This window comes from Ferrimonas kyonanensis DSM 18153, assembly GCF_000425405.1.
GTDB lineage: Bacteria > Pseudomonadota > Gammaproteobacteria > Enterobacterales > Shewanellaceae > Ferrimonas > Ferrimonas kyonanensis.
The window spans coordinates 157,999-179,342 of record NZ_AUDJ01000016.1 but is presented as its reverse complement, the minus strand read 5'-3'; the positions used below and the strand labels follow the sequence as shown (position 1 = coordinate 179,342).

Here is a 21,344-nt window from a genome sequence, read left to right as displayed (position 1 = left end):
TTTACTCCTCCCGAGTGACCCGAAGCACCTCTTCCAAGGTGGTCTGGCCCTCAAGCACTTTAAAGCAACCGTCGGCGCGAATGGACGGCACCGACTGGCGAACGTATTTCTCGATGGCCAGTTCACCGCGGCCACCATGAATCAATTCGCGGATGGCGTCGTCCACCACCAGCAATTCATGGATACCGGTCCGACCACGGTAACCGGTCTGGTTACAGGCGTCACAGCCACAGGCTCGATAGATGGTGGCTGGCTGAGACAGCCCCAGCAGATCCATCTCACGGGCATTGGTTTCATGGGGCTGCTTACACTCTTTGCACAGAGTCCGGATCAATCGCTGCGCCAATACGCCCAGCAACGAAGAGGACACCAGGAACGGCTCCACCCCCATGTCCTGCAATCGGGTAATGGCACCGGCGGCGGTATTGGTGTGCAGCGTCGACATCACCAGGTGACCGGTCAGAGACGCCTGAACCGCAATGGAACCCGTTTCCAAGTCCCGAATCTCACCCACCATCACCACGTCCGGATCCTGACGCAGAATCGCCCGCAGGCCGCGGGCAAAGGTCATGTCAACTTTGGTATTCACCTGAGTCTGGCCGATGCCCTCGATTTCGTATTCGATGGGATCTTCGACGGTCAGGATGTTGCGGTCGCGGCTGTTGATTTCGGTCAGACCGGCATACAGGGTGGTGGACTTACCAGAGCCGGTGGGGCCGGTGACCAGCAAAATGCCGTGAGGCTTGCGGATCAATTCATCGAACTGGTCCCGAATCGGCTTGCTCATCCCCAGTTGTTTGAGGTTCAGCATCGCCTGGTTTTTATCCAACAGACGCAGCACCACCCGCTCACCGCGAGATCCAGGCATGGTAGACACTCGCACATCCACGGCCCGGCCGCCAATGCGCAACGAGATACGACCATCCTGAGGCACCCGCTTCTCGGCGATGTCGAGACGGGCCATTACCTTGATTCGCGACACCAGCAACGAGCTGATCTTGCGCTGTTGTTTCAGCACTTCACGCAGTACGCCGTCGACGCGGAACCGCACCACCAACTCTTTCTCGTAGGTTTCGACGTGAATGTCCGACGCACCAACCTTGATCGCTTCCGACAGCAGGGCGTTGATCAACCGAATTATCGGCGCATCGTCCTCGGCATCCAACAGGTCTTCGGTTTCCGGCAACTCATCCGCCAACGAGGTCAGATCATCGTCCTTGCCGATGTCTTCCATCAGCTGCTGGGCTTCGGAGCTGTCCTGCTGGTACACCTCGGTCAGCTTCAGCTCGAAGGCGGTCTGATCCAAGGGTTGCAGCTTGATGACGCCACCGGCAATGCGGCGGGCCTCCAGCATCGCCTTGGGCGTGCAATCCGGTCCATAGCTGAGCACCAGCTCGCCGGACTCCAGCTCATCCAGCACCAGGCTGAAACGGCGGGCAAAGGCAAACGGCAGGCGCTGACCACCCGCGTCCAACTCGTCGTCGGTGTCGACATCTGCCGCCACCGCTTCGGTGTCCAGTTCCGCCTGCTCTAAAGCCTGCTCGAGTGCGTCATTGTGGGTCGACTCACTCATGAATTACTCCTTGACCGGCGGCACGTCGGTGCCCAGGCCATTGGTCTTGTCTTTCTTGAGGCTATCCAGTTGCTCGTTCATCCAGCCACTGTCATCACGAATCGGCGTATTCATGTCATTGCCGTTCTGGTAGTTGTCCAGAATCGCCTTGGCTTCCGGGGTCAGGTTCTGAGGCTGGACCCATTCTGGCAATACCGGTACCTGAGTGTACGGCATCAGTGCCACGCCCTCTTCATCCTGAGCCAACTGCTCGGCGCGGATGTAGTTGTACTTGCGACCGGACAGGCCATTCATGGTGACCCCATCACGGATGATGGTCGGCTTGATGAAGATCATCAGGTTGCGCTTGGTCTTCTTGGAGCTGGTGGAGGTAAACAGCGCCCCCAGATACGGGATGTCACCGAGCCAAGGCACCTTGGAAACACTCTCCTGCACGTCTTCGTTCAGCAAGCCACCGAGGACGATGGTCTCGCCGGAATCCGCCAGAACCGTGGTTTTCAGCTCACGCTTACCGAAGGTCACGTCCACCGAGGTGCGGCCATTGACGTTGGAGGTCTCCTGAACGATCTCCATCTGCACCGCGTCACCCTCGTTGATCTGAGGCCGCACGGTCAGCTTGATGCCCACCTCTTTGCGCTCTACAGTCTGGAACGGGTTGTCGTTGCCGGAGCTGGCAGCGGAACCGGTGATCACCGGCACCTCATCGCCGACAATAAAGCTGGCTTCCTGGTTGTCCAGGGTGGTGATGCTCGGGGTCGCCAGGACGTTGGAGTTGGTGTCCGATGCCACCGCCTGCAGCAAGGCCCCAAAGTCACCAAACTGCACACCCCAGGCCATGCCGTTGACCTTGGCCAATGCCGCAGCCAGGGTGGAGATATCGCCATCGGTATCCGGGTTGGTGGTACAGTTCTGGCCATCGACACCGGTACATACCGTGCTACCTGGCTGATCGCGCGCATCCCACAGGCCGGCACCGATCTCACCGATGGTGACGCCGGTACCATTGTTAAACTGCGTCAGGCCACCGGCCTCGGAGTACATCTGCACCCCAAAGGCGATGTCGTCGCCTTCGGCGATCTCGACGATGATCGCTTCCACCAGCACCTGGGCGCGGCGAATGTCCAGCTGACGAATCACGCTCGACAGCTCCTGCATCTGATCCGGTTGGGCGTTGATCACCAGGGCATTGGAATCGGCGTGGGCCATGATGGTGATGCCTTGGCTCTTGCTGCCGGAACGGCTGCTGCCCTTAGAGGCCTCGTCGGCCTTCTCCAGGCTGTCGGCAAAGCCGGACAACACCTCTTGCAACTCCTCCGCCTGGGCGTACTTGAGGTAGAACACCTGGGTGTTCCCTGAGTTGCGCATATCCTGATCCAGTGAGTGCACCAACTGCACCGCCCGCTTGCGGGCCTTCTCGTCGCCACTGACCACCACTGAGTTGGTGCGCTCATCGGCCACCACCTTGGGAATGCTGCCACTGGCATTGCCTTGCTGGCCGCCACTGCGGTACAAGGCATCGATGATGCGAACCATCTCCGCCGCCGAGGCGTACTGCAGCTTCACCACCTGAACCTTGGTGTCGCCCTGAAGATCGACCCGCTTGACGATCTCCACCAGCTTGTTCACCACCGCGGCACGGCCGGTGATCATCAGTACGTTAGAAGGATCGTAGTTAACGACGTTACCGCCGCCGCTGTTGTCATTGAGCTGGCGCAGCAGCGGTGCCAACTGTTTGGCTTCGACGTTGTACAGCGGCACGATGCGGGTCACCATTTCGTCGCCGGCACCGGGGCGTTCTTCGTCCGCGACGCGAATGTTGGCGTTCTTGGCGTCTTTGCCCTTGATTACCTTGATGATGTCGCCGTCCATTTCGACCACGGCGTAGCCATACACCTGCAGCACACTGAGGAAGAACTGGTAATACTGATCGTCGTTAAGCAGGTCGTAACTGCGGACATTGATTTTACCGCGCACCGTCGGATCGACGATGATGGTTTTTTGCAGGTTTTTACCAACAATATTGATAAATTCCTGAATGTCTGTCCCTTTAAAATTGGCCGCATACTGAGCCGCCATCACCGGCGTACCCATGGCAAAAATCGAAGCTCCGGCAATCAGACCCGCAGCAATGCGATTGCGAATCCAAGGCGTTCGGCGTGTGTGTGTCTTCATTGTATTCCCCATAGCCTCGATCATTTTTGGTTGGGCAGGCTAAACATAATTTCAGTAAGTTGACCTTCACGCTCCACCATCACGGCCATTTCCGTCAGCTCCGGCAACTCCGCCAGTAACTGCATCGCCTCCGACATCTGGGTGAGATCATATCCATTGATGGCCACCGCCAGATCACCGGATTTCAATCCGGCATCGGTAAACAGGGCGCGGTCTTTACCGGGATTCAGGCGATAACCTTTCAGGCCACCGTCCGCTTTCACCGGACTGATTGAGATGTAGTCGGTCAGCTTACCGGGATCGGTCAGCAGATCCGTGCGGGCGGCGTCCAGTTGCGCCGACACCTTATTATTATTGCGCATATCCTGAGTCCGCGGCTCGGAAGAACGGGTCTTCAGCCTCTTGGTCTCTTCGGAGATGGTTTTGCTGTATTCGATGCCGTCCAGCATCAGGGTTTCGTAGCGACCGCGATTCACAATAATGGCGCGATCGGCATACACTTCGTGCAGGCTGGCCGAAGTGCTCTTAATCTTGTCACCGATGCCATAGGTTTCCTGGCTGCCGGCACTTTCGATCACCGCGATGCCACGCTCCTGCTCGGAACTGGCCACCAGGCCGGTCAACAAAATGCGCAGGGTGGTTTTAGGAGCATCGGTGATCAGGCTGGTGTCCACCGGCTTAGGTTTGCTGGATTCTTTACTCTTATCAACATCGCCGAACAGCGACAACCGTTGCACCGGGGTCAAGTCCAACGCCCCGCTCTGGCCGGACTGTTGCACCGACGGTCGCCATACCGCCGCCTGTTCCTGAGTCTCAGGCACCAACATCCAGGTCAACTGAGACGCGATATAGATGGCATAGACAGCCAACAACAGGGTAAGAACGCGGGCAATGGCCGCTTGTGGCAGTTTTGCAAGACCGTGAAGCCCTTGCTGCAGATAATCCATATTATTAGTGCTCTTTACTCATCCAGCCAGCAGCATTATCGAGTTCATTTAGAAAGAAATTTCACAAATATTCATGCTAACCCACGGTCTGCCGTACGAACAAGCATAATACTTGGACAATAAAAGTAGATAGGCGAATAATGGTCAAATTTGACCAATTATGCTACCTTTGGCGACCGCATCACGCTGTGAGGCCTCCCCAGTTTTTGATCTTAAAAACTGCCGTTATGTCACTCTTTTCATAATCTGACACTGACCATGACCAAAAAACGTACCAATACAGAAATTACTGCTGTCCGCCTGGATAAATGGCTGTGGGCCGCACGTTTTTACAAAACCCGGGCTCTGGCTCAGGAAATGGTCAGTGGAGGAAAAGTCCACTATAACGGCCAAAGATGCAAGCCCAGTCGTCAGGTTTCTATCGGCGGAATGATAAAACTATGGCAAGGGCATGATGAAAAAGAAGTGGAAATAAAGGGCCTGTCCGAGAAGCGGTTATCCGCCCCTTTGGCTCAAGAAATGTATCTTGAGACCGAACAAAGCTTGAAAAAACGCCAGGCCGCCTCCACATCTCGACACATCCTGGCAGCCGGAATGGCCAACCCCTCGGTTCGCCCCGACAAAAAACAACGCCGCCAAATCATGAAGCTGAAACAGCAGTAAACGAGAGACCATCATGAGCCAAGACAAATTACACCGCTACCTGTTCGAGCAAGCCGACGTCCGTGGTGAGATCGTGCAGCTGCAAGACAGCTACCAGCAAATGCTGGCCGGCAAACCCTACCCCAAGCAGGTCGCCACCCTGATGGGTGAAATGCTGGCCGCGACCTCTCTACTGACCGCCATCCTGAAGTTCGAAGGCGAAATTGCGGTTCAACTGCAGGGCAACGGCCCCATCAGCCTGGTGGCCGTCAATGGCAATCACAACCAGCAACTGCGCGCCATCGCTCGCTGGGAAGGGGAGCCGCAGCAGCAGGACTTGCGTGAGCTGATTGGCACCGGCCAGCTGGTGATCACCATCACCCCCACCGACGGCGAACGCTATCAGGGCATCGTTGGCCTCAGCGAAGACAGCGTCGCCGGCTGCCTGGAGCAGTACTTCGCCCAGTCGGAGCAGTTGAAGACCCGACTGTGGCTGCACGCCGATGGCGTTAACGCCGCCGGCATGCTGCTGCAGGTCCTGCCTCAGAGCGACAAAGAGCAGGATGTGGAGTTCGAGCACCTGGAGTCCCTGACCGACACGGTCAAAGCCGACGAGCTGTTTGGCCTGGAGGCAGAACAGGTACTGCATCGCCTCTACCACCAGGAGCAGGTGCGCCTGTTTGACGCCACCGACGTCAGCTTCAAGTGCGGCTGCTCCAAGCAGCGCAGCCTCAACGCCCTGGCCAGCCTGCACAAGGATGAGCTGCTGGAGATCGTCGAGGAACAGGGTCAGATCAACATCCATTGCGACTACTGTGGCGAAAATTACCGCTTCGATCGCATCGATCTGGAAGCGCTGTGGTCCGGCAGCGCCCCCCAGTCTGACCAACAACACTGATAGATTCCCGCTATCAATGAATAAGGGCGACCATCAGGTCGCCCTGTGACCCCGCTCACGAACATCGATCTTTGCGCCCATCCTCGCTACACTCCTCATTGAACAGTAAATGTTCAACCCAGTCCCCAAAAAAATTGAATAAGGCTGATGGCCTGACCATCGCGCCAAGGAGTCAAAACAGTATGACCACATGCAGGATGCGTGTATTGCCCAACCTCTCCACCAGCGAACTGGTTGAGCAAGCACTGGCACGTGGCGAGGGCGTCCTCGCCGACAACGGTGCCCTCTGTGTCGAAACCGGTACCAGGACCGGCCGCTCACCCAACGACCGCTTCATCGTTCGAGAACCCAGTACCGACGCCGACATCGACTGGGGCAAGGTCAACCGCCCGTTCGACAGCGACAAATTCGATGCCTTGTGGCTGCAGGTGGAGGCCTATCTGGCCGAAAAGGAGTGTTTTCAGTCTGAACTGGAAGTCGGCGCCGACCCCGAACACTACCTGCCGGTACGGGTGACTACCGAAACCGCCTGGCAACAACTGTTTGCCCGCAACCTGTTCATTGTGCCCAAGAAGTACAATCAGTCTGATAAGCCGGAATGGCAGATCTACAACGCCCCGGGCTTTCAATGCCAACCGCAACGAGACGGCACCCATTCCGACGGCTGTGTGATCATCAACTTTGCTCAGCGCAAAGTGCTGCTGGCCGGCATGCGCTACGCCGGCGAGATGAAAAAGTCGATGTTTTCGGTGCAGAACTTCCTGCTGCCCGCCAAAGGTGTGCTGCCGATGCATTGCTCGGCCAACGTCGGCGAGACCGGCGACACCACCCTGTTCTTCGGTCTGTCCGGCACCGGAAAGACCACCCTGTCGGCGGACCCCAAGCGCGCTCTGATCGGCGATGATGAACACGGCTGGGCCCCGGGGGGGGTGTTCAACATTGAGGGCGGCTGTTACGCCAAGTGCATCGATCTGTCGGCCAAGAATGAGCCGGTCATCTGGGACGCCATCCATTTCGGTACCGTGCTGGAAAACGTGGTGCTGACACCACAGCGGACCCCGGATTATGGCGATGACCGCCTCACCCAGAACAGCCGTGCGGCCTACCCACTGGAGCACATCGAGCGCCGAATCGCCGCCAACCGCGGCGCCGAGCCCAACGCGGTGGTGTTCCTCACCTGTGACGTTTCCGGCGTTCTGCCGCCGGTTTCCTGCCTCAGCAAAGAAGCCGCCGCCTACCATTTCCTGTCTGGATACACCGCCAAAGTGGGTTCAACCGAGATGGGTTCCTCCGCTGGCATCGAGTCCACCTTCTCCACCTGCTTCGGCGCGCCATTCTTCCCCAGGGCCGCCGGCGTGTACGCCCAGCTGCTGATGAAGCGGATTGAGAGTTTCGATACTAAGGTGTATCTGGTGAATACCGGCTGGACCGGAGGGCCTTACGGTCAGGGGCAACGGTTTGACATCCCCACCACCCGCGCCATCATCGACGCCATTGTCTCCGGGGAACTGGCCGACACCAAGACCGAGCACCTGCCGCAGTTGAACCTGTCGGTACCGGTCGCGGTCAGCGGCGTCGACAGCAGCCTACTGAACCCCCGAAACACCTGGGCCGATCAGGACGAATACGATCGCTATGCCGCTAAGCTGGCGGCCGAGTTTAGCGAGAACTTTGTCAAATACGACGTGCCTCAAGCCATCATCGATGCCGGTCCGAAACGCTGACACCTTTAGATATCGTCACCGAGCCGCCCCATAGAGGGCGGCTTTTTTACATTTTGTGTGTCACCGTAAAAAAAAATCGGCCTGCTGGGCCGATCCGCTGACTACAACGGCAATGGCCATTGGCTTACATCAGCAACGGAAAGCCGCTTAATTGAATATTTTATCCCATCATCGCCAGCCCTTGATGCAGCGCCTTCGGCTGCGGATCACTGACTCACCACCTCAGTTTAAACCTCTGTTTTAAGTGGCTATTCAAGTGGAAAGCAGAGATTACAGCACCCTCGATATCGGCAAAACGCCAGTTTGAGCAAAAGATGCACAGGTGATAATTTTCGAGCAGTCGATGGGGAAGGACGAACATTGACGATCGCAACTATTTCAATCAAGGGAATGAACATGACTCAAGCTACGACCTTTACCAAGCTGGCCCTCAGTGCCGCGCTGACCGCAGCCCTGAGCACTCCAGCTCTGGCCTGGGAACCCGCTACCGGGCCAGGACTGACCATCACCAGCAACGCGCTGGCCAAGCGCGCCGGCACCGGCCCTCAAACCCGCTTCATCGTCCACTATAAGCAGGATCTGAACGGCCCCATGCTGATGTCCAACATGAGCAGCGCCGAACGCGGTAAGGTGATGCAGCAGAAGGCCGACGTCCTTAGCAGCCAACTGAGCAGCAACATCCGCTTCGTCCGCAGCATGGCACTGGCCCAGCGTCACGTCTTCGCCGTCAAAGAGAGCCTGGATCAGACCCAGGCTCGTCAGCTGATGGATTCCATGCTGCGCGCCGATGACAACATCCAATCCATCGAGATTGACCAGATCCTGCGGCCGCTGGCCACGCCCAACGATCCGCGCTACAGCGATCAGTGGCACTATTATGAGGCGGCGGCCGGCATGAACCTGCCCGCCGCCTGGGACAGCGTTACCGGTGCCGGCACCGTGGTTGCCGTACTGGACACCGGTTACCGCCCCCATGCCGATCTGGTGGGCAACATCCTGCCTGGTTACGACATGATCAACGACACCTTCGTGTCCGTGGACGGCGACGGCCGTGACAGCGACGCCCAGGATCCCGGTGACCACGTTCTGGCCGGCGAGTGCGGCAACAACTACCCGCCCTCCGATCAAGGCAGCAGCTGGCACGGCACTCACGTCGCCGGTACCGTCGCCGCCGTCGGCAATAACAATCAAGGTGTCACCGGTGTCGCCTACGGCGCCAAAGTGGTACCGGTACGGGTACTGGGTAAATGCGGCGGCTATACCTCTGACATCGCCGATGGCATCATCTGGGCATCTGGCGGCTCGGTGTCCGGAGTTCCGGCCAACGCCAACCCTGCTGACGTCATCAACATGAGCCTGGGAGGCGGCGGAGCCTGTAGCGCCACCTCACAAGCCGCCATCAACACCGCCCGAGCCAACGGCGCCACCGTGGTGGTAGCCGCCGGTAACTCCAATGAAAACGCCAGTGCCCACAACCCGGCGAACTGTGACGGCGTGATTACCGTCTCTGCCCTCGGCCGTGACGGCAACCGCGCCTACTACTCCAACTACGGCAACGTGGTGGATGTGTCCGCTCCCGGCGGCGCCATGAGCTTTGCTGGCGACCCTAACGGCGTTCTGTCCACCTACAACGCCGGCAGCCTGAATCCGGGTGCCGACAACTACGACTACATTCAGGGCACCTCCATGGCCGCCCCTCACGTGGCAGGCCTGGTCGCGCTGATGTACGAAGCGGATCCCAGCATGACTCCGGACAAAGCAGAAAGCCTGCTTAAGTCAACCTCACGGGCGGATGGCTGTTCCAACTGCGGTGTCGGCCTGGTGGATTCCGCTGCCGCCGTCGCAGCAGCGGCCGGGGGCGACACCGGTGGCGGTAACGGTGATGGCGACACCATCATCCATGAGAACGTCTCTGCCGACCGCCGGGACTGGGTCTTCTACAGCGTCGATGTGCCTGCCGGCACCACCACCTTGACCGTCACCACCAGCGGCGGCAGCGGCGATGCGGATCTCTACACCCGCTTTGGCAGCCAGCCGACGACCCGTGACTACGAGTGCCGCCCGTACGACTACGGCAATGACGAAACCTGCGTGGCTTCCAACCCGTCTGCAGGTACCTGGCACGTCGGCATTCGCGCCTATCGCGCCTTCTCCGGCCTGACGGTCACCATCAGCTACGAATAATCTCGATTCGCAGCCATTAAAAAGGGCACCCCTTGGTGCCCTGTTTTTGTGCTGCTAAGCTCACTCTGCCCCTTGCGGTGGCTGCCACAGTTGCCAACCGGCATCACTGACGTCGCTGGACTCCTTACCCAATAACAGGGTCGTCGGCGAAACCCAGGTCAGGGCTTCCCATTGGCCATCCGCGACCGGCCGGTACTCCTTGGCGTGCTCCCAGTCGACCCCCTGCTCGTTCAGATCGGCAATCCACACGAAGGCATTGAAATCCAAGCCACCACGATAGCCCAACAGGGCCAGCTTTCCCGTCTGAGGCTGCCAGTCGGCGGCGCTGATGTACCCCCACACCGGCAAAGACTGCTGCGCCTCGACTCGATAACTGCCGGGGGTTTTTGGCAACTTATACACCCGCGAGCGACCGTTACCCCAGTTTTTAGAGAACACCCACAGCGACTCCCTGGTGGCCACCAGGGCTTCGCAGTCAAAGTTATGGGTGTAGCCCTTGCGGCTAAAGTCGGTCTGCTCGGCAAAGCTGAAATGGATCGGCACCGCACTCACCGGGCCATCGCCCTCGGGAATCGGCGTCCGATAGATGGTCAAATCCTCACGGTTGCCGCGATTGTTGCCACAGTCCGCCACAAACAGGTGCTCACCATCGCTGGCCACATCCTCCCAGTCCCGGGCTCGAACGCCACTGAAGCGCACCTGACCCAGAGGCTCTCCCGCAGCAGAGAAACGAAACAGTCGGGCACTGTCGCCACTGTCATTGTGCGCCCACAACTGTTGGCCGTCCCAGGCGATGCCGGAGATCTCATCCAGCGCCGACGGTAGCGGCAGCAGTTGGGGTGGTTTCGGCGCCGCCAGGGCGGCCGCCAGCATTAACGAGGTAACCATACTGTCGCTTTCAGTCCTCCATGGCTGCGATTGGCCAGTTCCACCCGGCCCCCTTCGCTATCCACCACGCGTTTTACGATCGCCAGACCCAATCCTGACCCCACCGACCCTCGCGCCGTATCCCCCTGAGTAAAGGGCTCAAACAACGCCTCTATTTTCTGGGGTGGAATGCCTGGGCCGTTGTCGGCCACCGAAAACCACACCCACTGGTCATCAAAGCCAGAACTCAATTTCAGGTCGCCGCCACCATAACGAATGCCGTTCTCAATCAGGTTGGCCAGCACCCGTTTCATTGCCACCAGCGGCAGCGAAATCGCCGGCACCTGCCCCAATTCCAGCTTCACCTCGGTGTGACGCAGACTCTCCTGCTGTGCCGCCTCCTGCAGCAGCTGATCCAAACTGTGTTCGGTCAACTCTTCCGCCGGATTGCCGCGCACAAATTCGATGAACTGATCGATGATCTGGTTCATGTCATCGATGTCGTGCTCGATGCCCTCTTTCAGGAAGCTGTCCTGGTCTCCCATCATCTCACTGGCCAGACGAATGCGGGTCAGTGGGGTTCTCAGGTCATGAGACACCCCGGCCAACAGCAACTGGCGGTCGGTTTCCAACTGCTTCATGGAACGGGACATCTGGTTGAATGCCTGGATCACCGCCACCACTTCCGCCGGCCCCTTTAGTGGCAGCGGATCCGGGAATTTCCCCCGCGACACCGCCAGCGCCGCCCGTTGCAACCGCCTCAGGGGGCGACTCTGTTGACGGGCGAACCACCAACCGCCGGCCACCGACAGGGCACCGATCACCATCAGGTAAATAGTCAGAGGAGAGATTTTCGACTCATCGAAGCCGGTCAGGGGGACCCGCAGCCACACCGACGGGGCCTGAGGCGGGCGAATCCAGATCAGGAACTGCTCACCGGCGGAGATGCGGACTTCGGCATCGCCCCCCAGGTACTGGGACATCTGATCCGACAGCACGTAGTAACGCCGGGCCATGCTCAGGCCGTTCTTGCGCGCCTCAGGTTGGGTGAACACCTCCATGTAATCGTCGTCTTCCAGCTTGTCCCGCAGCGCATCGACCACCGTCAGCCGAGTACGATCCAGCTCCAGATCGCGAAACAGCAGCTCCACCTGACGCGCCAGCAATTGGTTGATCTGCTGCGTCGATGGCCGAATCACGTAGATCGACATCGACACATAGGACACCAGTTGGTTGATCAGCAGCAGGCAGCCAATCAGCAACACCGTCTGACCAAAATTGCTGCGGGGCAGCAGTCGCGTCAACATCCGCTGGCGCTACTTAGCCGAACTGCCGTCGGGAACAAAGACATAGCCCAGGCCCCAGACGGTCTGAATGTATCTTGGGTTACTGGGGTCATCTTCGATCAACCGGCGCAGGCGCGACACCTGCACATCAATGGATCGCTCCAGGGCACTGTAGTCCCGGCCCCTGGCCTGGTTCATCAGTTTGTCCCGACTCATCGGCTCTCTGGGATGAGACACCAGCACCTTGAGCACCGCAAATTCACCGGAGGTCAGCGGAATCACTTCATCGCCTTTAAACATCTCCCGGGTCGCCAGGTTGAGACGGTAATCACCAAACACCACCTCCTGCTCCTGCTGAGACGGGGCACCGGGCAGTTCGCCGGGGCGACGGCGCAGTACCGCCTTAATCCGTGCCAGCAATTCACGGGGATTAAAGGGCTTGGGCAGATAGTCATCGGCCCCCAGTTCCAGGCCAATGATGCGGTCCACTTCATCGCCTTTGGCGGTCAACATCACGATGGGAATCTCATTGTTGGACTGGCGCAGACGACGGCAGATACTGAGGCCATCTTCACCAGGCAACATCAGGTCCAGCACCAGCAGGTGGAAATTCTCCCGCTCCAGCAGGCGATCCATCTGTTCGGCGTTGGCCGCCGCACGCACCTGATAGCCCTGCTCACCCAGATAACGTTCGATCAACCCACGCAACCGCAGGTCATCGTCCACCACCAGTACCTTGGAGGTTTCCTGATTCATTCGCCTCTCCCTTAATCCGCTGCTCGATAGCGTATTTCGTTGATATAGTACACCTGTTCGCCTTCAGGTGTGGCAACGATCACCTCGTCATCCACCTGCTTGCCCAACAAGGCTCTGGCCAGCGGCGAGTCGATACTCACCTTACCCTCGCTGACATTAAATTCGTCCGGTCCCACCAGCTGATATCGGCTGTGCTCACCGGCCTCGGACTCCAACTCCACCCAGGCTCCGAAAAACACCTTGCCCTCCTGGCGGACATCGGGCTCGACTATGCGCAACACCTCCATCCGCTTGGACAGAAACCGCACCCGTCGGTCGATCTCCCGCAGACGCTTTTTGCCGTAGATGTACTCGGCATTTTCAGATCGGTCCCCCAGTGCCGCCGCTTCCTGTACGGCCTGAGTCACCCTGGGGCGCTCCTCTTTCCACAGGTACTTCAGCTCCTGCTCCAGAAGATTCCAGCCTTCACGGGTAATCAAATTGGCTTTTTTCATTTGGCTTCAATTTCTTAACGGGTCAATCCGAGGAACTGTAATGATATCAACCCCTGAGCCTTTGCGCCTCAATCTGACACAACATTCCTGCCGGGTGTGCTATGGTGCCAGTCGGTTTTTATTTCCAACCTACACCAGACAAAGGCCATTTGACTCGCTATGCAGACCATCGCTCAACGACTCGCCCAGGAACTCCAGGTTCGTACTCAACAGGTGGACGCCACCATCGCCCTTCTGGACGACGGTGCTACCGTGCCCTTCGTCGCCCGTTACCGTAAAGAAGTGACCGGCGGCCTGGATGATACCCAGCTGCGGCAACTGCATAGCCGTCTGAACTACTTGCGGGAGCTGGATGCCCGCCGTGAAACGATTCTGCAAAGCATCGACCAACAAGGCAAGCTGGATACAACTCTGGTTACAAAGATCCGCGCCGCCGACAGCAAGACCGAGCTGGAAGATCTGTATCTGCCCTACAAGCCCAAGCGGCGCACCAAGGGCCAGATCGCCAAGGAAGCCGGGCTGGAACCGCTGGCGGATGCACTGCTGAACCAGCGCCAGCTGGATCCGCAACAGACCGCCAACGACTACCTCAATGCCGACGCTGGCATCGACACCAGCAAGGCCGCCCTGGACGGCGCCCGCGCCATTTTAATGGAGCGGTTTGCCGAACAGGCCGAGGTGATCGCCGCCGTACGTGAGCACATGAATCAGCGGGCACAGATGGAAGTGAGAGTCAGCCCGGGACAGGAGCAGGCGGGCGCCAAATTCCGCGATTACTTTGAACACGACGAGGCCTTGAAACGCATCCCGTCACACCGGGCGCTGGCAATGTTGCGCGGCCGCAACGAAGGCGTGCTGACCCTGACGCTGAATGCCGACCCGCAAGCGGAACCCGGTAGCAAACACAGCCAATGCGAAGCCATCATCGCCGAGCGCCTCAACTTGAAGCTGGGCAACCAGCCCGCCGATGCCTGGCTCAAGAGCGTGGTGCAGTGGACCTGGAAGGTTAAACTCAGCCTGCAGATGGAAACCGAGTTGTTAGGGCAGATGCGGGAGCGGGCCGAAGCCGACGCCATCAAGGTGTTCGCCGACAACCTGGGGGACCTGCTGATGGCCGCCCCGGCTGGCCCCCGCACCACCCTGGGGCTGGATCCCGGCCTGCGCACCGGTGTCAAAGTGGTGGTGGTGGATCACACCGGCAAACTGCTGGCCACCGACACCATCTATCCCCACGCGCCCCGCAATCAATGGGACGCCTCGATTCAGACCCTGGCCAAGCTGGCCAGAACCCATGGGGTTGAGCTGGTGGCCATCGGCAACGGCACCGCCTCACGGGAGACCGACAAGCTGACGGCGGAACTGAAACAGCGCCACCCGGAACTGAAGCTGGAGAAAGTGATGGTCAGCGAGGCCGGCGCCTCGGTCTATTCCGCCTCCGAAACCGCCGCCAAAGAGTTCCCGGATCTGGATGTGTCCCTGCGCGGCGCCGTCTCCATCGCCCGCCGACTGCAGGATCCCCTGGCAGAACTGGTGAAAATTGACCCTCAATCCATCGGCGTCGGGCAATATCAGCATGACGTCAGTCAGACTCAGCTGGCCCGCTCTCTGGATGCGGTGGTGGAAGACTGCGTCAACGCCGTCGGCGTCGACGTCAATACCGCCTCGGCCGCACTGCTGACCCGGGTCGCCGGATTAAGCCAGACTCTGGCCCACAATCTGGTCAGTTACCGGGATCAGCACGGTACCTTTGCCGAGCGAAAACAGTTACTCAAGGTGCCAAGACTGGGCCCCAAAGCGTTTGAGCAAAGCGCCGGCTTCCTGCGCATCAATCAGGGCCGCAACCCATTGGACAGCTCCGGCGTGCACCCGGAAGCCTACCCTCTGGTTGAGCGCATCAGCCGCCAGTGCGGCAAACCTCTGGACGCCCTGCTGGGCAACAGTCAGGTTCTCAAGACCCTGTCGGCGTCTCAGTTTGCCGACGAGCAATTTGGCATCCCCACCGTCACCGACGTATTGGCCGAACTGGACAAGCCAGGACGGGATCCCCGTGGCCAGTTTGAAACCGCGCAATTTGCCGATGGCGTCGAGACACTGAAAGATCTGCAGCCGGCGATGGTGCTGCAGGGCGTGGTCACCAACGTGACCCACTTCGGCGCCTTTGTGGACATCGGTGTCCATCAGGACGGCCTGGTACACATCTCGGCCCTGTCGCACCAGTTTGTGGATGACCCGCGCAAGGTGGTAAAAACCGGCGATGTGGTGCGGGTGAAGGTGATGGAAGTGGACATCGAACGCAAGCGTATCGGCCTGTCCATGCGCCTGGATGACGAACCCGGGCAAGCCAGCAAAGCCAAGGGCCGTCCTCAGGACAAGCGCAAGCCGTCAGCGCCGTCTGCACGTGGCAACGCCAAATCGCGCCCGTCGTCGTCTCCGGCTGGCGCCATGGGTAACGCCTTTGCCGATGCCTTTGCCAAGGCTAAGCGTTAACCTGAAAAGCGGGCGGCTCGGCGGGCTGTGCCACCTGGGTGTAAAAGCGCTTAATGATGCGGGTAAATCGCTGGTAATCCGTGTCATTTAAGTGAGCCCCCGGGTGGGCATCAACCCTGGGGCCTCGACCGTCACTGTCCTGGCGGCTGACGCCAGGACGGGCAAAAGTGGGGGGACGCCAGATCTCAAACTGAGGTGGGGACTGAGACGAATGCTGTTGCTGCCCCTCCTCCCCGGAGGACTCCTCGTCCGACTGGCGCCGTTTCAGTTTGCCGCTTTTCTGATGATTGATGCGATCGTGTTCCGGGTCCAGAGCCCGCTCGGATGCCGACTTGTCCGCCTCCCGTGGCGGAACCACAGGCGCACGGGCCAACTCCTGCTGCCGAACGTCGTCGGTGGCAGGGTTGGTGGTCACTATCGGCACTTGTGGGTAATTGGATACCAGGAACATCGCTTCTCCTCTCCTGGTTAATTATTCTCCAATCCCACTAAAAAGTAAAAAAATCCGCTATTAACAATGAAACTGCTTCAATGCCGCCAGGGTCTCTTGCGGATGGGAGATAAACGGCGCATGGGCGGCTTTTGGCAGCACCACAGACACCGACTGCGGCGCCAGAGCATCCACCAGTGGCACTCCAGAGGCCGGCACCAACGCATCCAGGCGACCATAGAGACGCAACCAGGGAAGGCACACCTGAGGCAGCGACGCCCGTTGATCCACCTGTTGCAACACCGCCAGCCCCTGTCTTAACGCCGCCTCATGGGGGCGCTGCGCCTTTGACAACGCCTCGCGAATCAAACGGGTATCCTGACGGGCACTGCGGCTGCCCATGGCCTGCAAGGCCACGAAGCGATCTAAGGTGCCATCAAAATCCAGTTCCAAGGCGGCGGCAAAGCCCGCCAGCACCTCTGGCTTAATCCCGGGCCACTGCGGCCGTTGCTCGAAACAGGGGCTGCTGGCCACCGTCACCAGCTGCGATACCTGCGCCGGCTGATGCCGGGCCACCTCGGTGGCCACCAGCCCCCCCATGGACCACCCCAGCAGGGTGCAGGGCGCAGACAACTGGTCATCGAGGGTCTGGATCACCGCCGCCGCCAAGCCGGCCACCGTCAGGCCATCACTCAGAGGCGGGCTGAGACCAAAGCCAGGCAGATCCAGCAACCCCACTCGAAACCCCTGCTCAGCCAGCAGGTCGGCAAACGGCGCGAACACCGCCGCATTCATGCCCCACCCATGCAGCAACACGATGGGGTGGCCCTGTCCCTGCCAAGTCAGGCTTAATGGTGTGGGGTCGGCTAGGCTTAATGGCATGTCAATTCTCTATCAGACTCTGGATCGGCTGGTGGCCGTCAGTCTACCCAACCGCTGCTACCTGTGCCAGCAACCGCTGCATCAGGGGCAGGGATTGTGCGAAACCTGCTGCACCGATGGGCAGCTGGGCGCCGTGTGTCTGCACTGCCACAAACCCCTCGCCCAGACCCCTCCTCATCGCTGTGGTCACTGCTTGAGTCGCAAACGCTGGCGACCAGTAATCAGCGCCTTTGACTACCACCAGCCAGCGGGGCGCTGTGCCGCCTTGATCAAGACTCAACACCAATGGGGACTGATTGCCCCGATGGTGGATCGGCTGCAACAGCGAATTCTGTTTTATCACGCTCAGGGGGTGATCGGCTGGCCTCAGGCGCTGGTATCGGTCCCCATGCACCGAAGACGCCTGCAGCAACAGGGCTTCAACCACGCCCACCTGATTGCCCAGGCACTGTCGCAGCGACTGGGAGTGCCTCACGCCTTTACCCTGGCTACCAAGGTAAAGGCCACCCGACCCCAGCATCGCCTCAGTGGCCGCGAGCGCCGCCAGAACCTCTGCGGGGCCTATGGCATTGAAGCCAACTCGGGCATGAGTCAGGTGGCGCTGGTGGACGACATCATCACCACTGGCACCACCCTGGCCATGCTGGCTGCCAGTCTGGGAAAACAGGGCATCGCCGTCAGCCAGTACTGGACCCTGGCCAGTGCCATTCAACGCGTCAGCCGCTAGCCAGCCTCTACCTACCGGGCTCAGTTCAGTGCCGGCACCAGATACAGGCTGTTGGCCACCAACCGCTCGGACCCCAACCAGAAGTTCCTAAACAAGGGGTTGTCCGCCAGCAACACGACCGCTCCCTTATCCTTGCGCGCCACTACCGCACTGGCCTGGCCGCCAACGGATGACTGGTACTCCGGCGCCATAAAACCAGACAGCAACGGCCGCTCGGCGTACCGAGCCACCTGATGAGCCTGACCACCATCCAGCTGCAGCACCATCTCCCGATCCTTCATCATCGGTAAGCTCGCGGTTAGCCCGAAGCCAAGGGGGTGACTGGTATCCAGCCGCCAATCGACAATCGCCCCGCCAATGGTCCGCCTGGCATCCTCTTGGTAACGCTCGGCAAACTGAATCGGATGGTCCTCAAACTCATTCTCCAGTTGCCGTCGCCCCACGATGCTGACGTCCACCAAATTCCAGTCGGCCACCTCACGGGCGCCGCCCTGCCAGGCCACCAGCACCCCACCCTGACGCACAAAGCGCTGAATCCTGGCCTCAATGGCCGCAGTCATCTGCCGGTAGCGGCCATCCACCAGAAACAGGTGAGTGAACTCCTCCATGGGCACCCGCTCGGCGTACTCAGCGTCGATCAGGGTGGCCGCCACACCCACTTGCTGATCCAGATAGCTCCACAATTGCCCCACCTCATACTGGCTGACATTGCGCCCCACCAGAATCAACGGCCTGGCCGCGGTGGCGGGCCGGAACTTGCGGCTGCCCAGATCCGGACCATTCAGCGCCTGTCCTCGAACCACTGCCTGGGGTGACAGCTCATAAGTAGTCCTCAGCGTGGACAGCGCCGACGCAATGCCGGGTTGATTGCCAGCCATCAGCAGGGTGCCGGGATGCACCTCAATCTCACCGTCGTGGCCCTGCAGCCGCCCGGGCAATTCGGCAAAACGAACCTGGATCTGCCGCGACAACAGATAGGCCAGTGCCGCCGGCGCCTGGCGTTGATTCCAATCCAGGGTCCAAGCCAGTGCCGGCCCGGTTGCCTCGGCCGCCGGTTGCGGCAACTGGCTGACCACCTTGGGGCGGCGCTTCAGGGTGACCACCTCCAGGTTGAACGCCAAATCGACTCCGAAGGCCGACACATCGTAGAAAGTGTTGTCGGCAAACTGAGTCCGTCGGTCAAACAACGCCGCCACCAAGGCATATCGGGACTGGGCAAACGGAATGTACACACTGCCCTTGGGGTAGCTCCCCCCCTTACTGGTCACCGAATTAGCCAGATACTGAAACTCTACCTGATGGGCAGACAGAATCTCTGCCAGGGCCTGAAGCCGGCCCCGATCGCCACCACTGCTCACCAGCAACCCGGCGTCGTTTCGATCCTGCCCCTGCTCGAGGGAGTGCACAAAGAACTCATGTTGATACTGCTGCAGTGCCTTCCCTTGCTCGAAACTGCCCCGCACGGTGGAGAATGAGGTGGCCAACTGGTTGCGAATGGCGTCCCGAAAGCTGCGCTGGCCATACTCGGTGTCCCGCAGATGCCCGCGAACCGATGCCTGCTCAAACAGGATGCCGACGCCGCCATTGATGTCCGGATAGGTGGAGCCCTTACCGTAATAAAAATCATCAAAGGACTCACGGGAGAAATAGGGTTGGCCCAGTGCGTCCAGGGCTTCGGCGTGGTAGCGCCCCAGCGCCGAGGTCAGCGACTGGTTCTGCGCCGGAGTCAACGGATGGGTGCGGCTGGGTACTCCGGGCTGAAAGAAGTAGCTGCTGTTGTGGCCCATTTCGTGATAATCACCAACCACATGGGGCTGCCAGCGCTGATACACCGCCACCCGGCCCCGACTCTCCGGGTGGCGCAGATACAGCCAGTCGCGATTCAGGTCCGCCAGGAAGTGGTTCACCCGGCCACTGGGCCAGGCCTGAAAATGCTCGCGGTGCCAGTTACTGCCGTTGAGTTGGCTGCCGGTATAGCCGTTAACCCAGTTGGCAAAGCGATCGTTGCCGTCCGGGTTCTGGCTGGGGGTGATCAGAATCACCATCTCCTGTAACCAACGCTGGACCTGGGGCGATTGCGACGCCGCCAGGTAATAGGCAAACAGGGTGCCGGCGTGCAGGCCACTGGCCTCATCACCGTGAATGCTGTAAGCCAGCCACACCACAGTGGGGCCTCCGACCCGGTCCCTCTCACTGACCCGAGCCCGATCGGCCAGTATCTGATCCAGTCGCTGTTGGTTGGCCTCGGAAGTGATCACCGCGGCAATCTGCTGCCGCCCCTGATGACTGACACCGGCAGACTCCAGGCTGACACGGGGCGACTGCCGGGCCAGGGTCTGAAAATAGGCCAACACCTGATCGTAGCGCAAATGCCGTTCGCCAATGGGGTGGCCAAATTGCTGAGTCGGCGTCGGCAGGGTCGGCAGATAGCGGTCCTGCTGCGGCAGCAGCGGATCGACCCTGGCCAGGGCCATTGCGGATATCAGGCTGAAAGCTAAAAGAAAAATGCGCATCTTCCGTGAACTTATTGTTGTTATTTAGTAAAAACATGCTATCAGTCACACTCGGCGCAATCCAGCCAAAGCGTGACCCGGATCGCCATTAGGGGCTATAATCCGCTCCCCCGTCGGGTTATGATGCAGATAACCGACTTTATTAGTCAGGCATTAACCGCAGTAGAGAGCAGTTATGATCACCATTACCGAAGCCGCCCAGAGCCACTTTTCAAAGTTGCTCGAGCAGCAGCCGGAAGGCACCAATATTCGAGTTTTCGTCATCAACCCCGGCACCCCACAGGCGGAGTGCGGCGTATCTTACTGTCCATCCGATGCGGTGGAAGAGGATGACACCACTCTGCCATTCAATGGCTTCGACGCCCTGGTTGACGCCAAAAGCATTCCATTTCTGGAAGAAGCACTGATCGACTACGTTACCGATCAACTGGGCTCGCAGCTGACTCTGAAAGCCCCCAACGCCAAGATGCGCAAAGTGGCCGACGACGCGCCGCTGAAGGAGCGCCTGGACTACGTAATTCAGTCACAGGTAAATCCGCAACTGGCCAGCCACGGTGGTTACATCACCCTGGTGGAGTTGACCGACGACGGCGTGGCCGTGATTCAGTTCGGCGGCGGCTGTAACGGCTGCTCCATGGTAGACGTCACTCTGAAAGACGGCATCGAAAAGCAGCTGTTGGAAGCCTTTGCCAACGAGCTGACGGCCGTTAAAGACGTCACCGAACACCAGCATGGCGATCACTCTTTCTACTAAGAGTCGAT

17 protein-coding genes are annotated in these 21,344 nt (G+C 59.5%); 7 read left to right on the top strand and 10 right to left on the bottom strand.

Features of this window, described 5'->3' with window-relative positions:
* Position 1: 1 nt before the first annotated feature.
* Genes gspE through gspC form a run of 3 tightly spaced genes read right to left on the bottom strand, consistent with a single transcriptional unit; the run spans position 2 to position 4,692 of the window.
* Positions 2-1,573, bottom strand: a complete 1,572-nt coding sequence (gene gspE, locus H598_RS0108675; protein ID WP_028112671.1) for a type II secretion system ATPase GspE — start codon at positions 1,571-1,573, stop codon at positions 2-4.
* Between the two features lie 3 nt (positions 1,574-1,576).
* On the bottom strand, positions 1,577-3,745 hold the full coding sequence (gene gspD, locus H598_RS23805; protein WP_051252602.1) for a type II secretion system secretin GspD: 2,169 nt from the start codon (positions 3,743-3,745) through the stop codon (positions 1,577-1,579).
* Positions 3,746-3,765: 20 nt separating this feature from the next.
* Positions 3,766-4,692: a type II secretion system protein GspC gene (gene gspC / locus H598_RS0108665; RefSeq protein ID WP_028112670.1), complete on the bottom strand. Its 927-nt coding sequence runs from the start codon at positions 4,690-4,692 to the stop codon at positions 3,766-3,768.
* 258 nt (positions 4,693-4,950) lie between these two features.
* On the opposite strand from gspC, the gene hslR reads away from it, so the two are divergent.
* The 4 genes from hslR to H598_RS0108645 all read left to right on the top strand — a co-directional run bounded on the left by hslR (position 4,951) and on the right by H598_RS0108645 (position 10,140).
* Positions 4,951-5,355, top strand: a complete 405-nt coding sequence (gene hslR / locus H598_RS0108660; protein ID WP_028112669.1) for a ribosome-associated heat shock protein Hsp15 — start codon at positions 4,951-4,953, stop codon at positions 5,353-5,355.
* Between the two features lie 13 nt (positions 5,356-5,368).
* Positions 5,369-6,232 carry an Hsp33 family molecular chaperone HslO gene (hslO, locus tag H598_RS0108655; RefSeq protein WP_028112668.1) on the top strand — a complete coding sequence of 288 codons (864 nt, stop codon included), beginning with the start codon at positions 5,369-5,371 and terminating at the stop codon, positions 6,230-6,232.
* A 182-nt stretch (positions 6,233-6,414) separates the two neighbouring features.
* Positions 6,415-7,956, top strand: coding sequence for a phosphoenolpyruvate carboxykinase (locus H598_RS0108650; RefSeq protein ID WP_028112667.1), 1,542 nt, complete (start codon positions 6,415-6,417; stop codon positions 7,954-7,956).
* Between the two features lie 396 nt (positions 7,957-8,352).
* Positions 8,353-10,140 carry a S8 family peptidase gene (locus H598_RS0108645; protein ID WP_028112666.1) on the top strand — a complete coding sequence of 596 codons (1,788 nt, stop codon included), beginning with the start codon at positions 8,353-8,355 and terminating at the stop codon, positions 10,138-10,140.
* Positions 10,141-10,200: 60 nt separating this feature from the next.
* Here the strand turns inward: H598_RS0108645 and H598_RS0108640 are convergent, their stop codons facing one another.
* Genes H598_RS0108640 through greB form a run of 4 tightly spaced genes read right to left on the bottom strand, consistent with a single transcriptional unit; the run spans position 10,201 to position 13,543 of the window.
* The gene (locus H598_RS0108640; RefSeq protein WP_156896982.1) at positions 10,201-11,028 is read right to left on the bottom strand and encodes a hypothetical protein; all 828 of its coding nucleotides are present in this window, start codon (positions 11,026-11,028) and stop codon (positions 10,201-10,203) included.
* The gene (envZ, locus tag H598_RS0108635) at positions 11,013-12,314 is read right to left on the bottom strand and encodes a two-component system sensor histidine kinase EnvZ (RefSeq protein ID WP_028112664.1); all 1,302 of its coding nucleotides are present in this window, start codon (positions 12,312-12,314) and stop codon (positions 11,013-11,015) included. The genes H598_RS0108640 and envZ overlap by 16 nt, the downstream gene beginning before the upstream one ends.
* A 9-nt stretch (positions 12,315-12,323) precedes the next feature.
* Positions 12,324-13,049: an osmolarity response regulator transcription factor OmpR gene (ompR, locus tag H598_RS0108630; RefSeq protein WP_028112663.1), complete on the bottom strand. Its 726-nt coding sequence runs from the start codon at positions 13,047-13,049 to the stop codon at positions 12,324-12,326.
* An 11-nt stretch (positions 13,050-13,060) separates the two neighbouring features.
* Positions 13,061-13,543, bottom strand: coding sequence for a transcription elongation factor GreB (greB, locus tag H598_RS0108625; protein ID WP_028112662.1), 483 nt, complete (start codon positions 13,541-13,543; stop codon positions 13,061-13,063).
* A gap of 159 nt (positions 13,544-13,702) precedes the next feature.
* Between greB and H598_RS0108620 the strand changes: the two genes are divergently transcribed.
* Positions 13,703-16,030, top strand: a complete 2,328-nt coding sequence (locus H598_RS0108620) for a Tex family protein (RefSeq protein ID WP_028112661.1) — start codon at positions 13,703-13,705, stop codon at positions 16,028-16,030.
* Here the strand turns inward: H598_RS0108620 and H598_RS25510 are convergent.
* The gene (locus tag H598_RS25510; protein ID WP_028112660.1) at positions 16,020-16,481 is read right to left on the bottom strand and encodes a hypothetical protein; all 462 of its coding nucleotides are present in this window, start codon (positions 16,479-16,481) and stop codon (positions 16,020-16,022) included. The genes H598_RS0108620 and H598_RS25510 overlap by 11 nt on opposite strands.
* A 60-nt stretch (positions 16,482-16,541) precedes the next feature.
* Positions 16,542-17,342: a pimeloyl-ACP methyl ester esterase BioH gene (gene bioH, locus H598_RS0108610; RefSeq protein ID WP_035415703.1), complete on the bottom strand. Its 801-nt coding sequence runs from the start codon at positions 17,340-17,342 to the stop codon at positions 16,542-16,544.
* Here bioH and H598_RS0108605 point away from each other — a divergent pair.
* A complete protein-coding gene (locus H598_RS0108605) occupies positions 17,341-18,069 on the top strand; it encodes a ComF family protein (protein ID WP_051252601.1) in 729 nt (242 codons plus the stop codon). The two genes, bioH and H598_RS0108605, sit on opposite strands and share 2 nt — an antisense overlap.
* A 20-nt stretch (positions 18,070-18,089) precedes the next feature.
* On the opposite strand, the gene H598_RS0108600 is transcribed toward H598_RS0108605, so the two are convergent.
* Positions 18,090-20,543, bottom strand: a complete 2,454-nt coding sequence (locus tag H598_RS0108600; protein ID WP_051252600.1) for a M14 family zinc carboxypeptidase — start codon at positions 20,541-20,543, stop codon at positions 18,090-18,092.
* A gap of 214 nt (positions 20,544-20,757) precedes the next feature.
* Between H598_RS0108600 and nfuA the strand changes: the two genes are divergently transcribed.
* Positions 20,758-21,336, top strand: a complete 579-nt coding sequence (nfuA, locus tag H598_RS0108595; protein ID WP_028112657.1) for a Fe-S biogenesis protein NfuA — start codon at positions 20,758-20,760, stop codon at positions 21,334-21,336.
* Positions 21,337-21,344 lie beyond the last annotated feature (8 nt).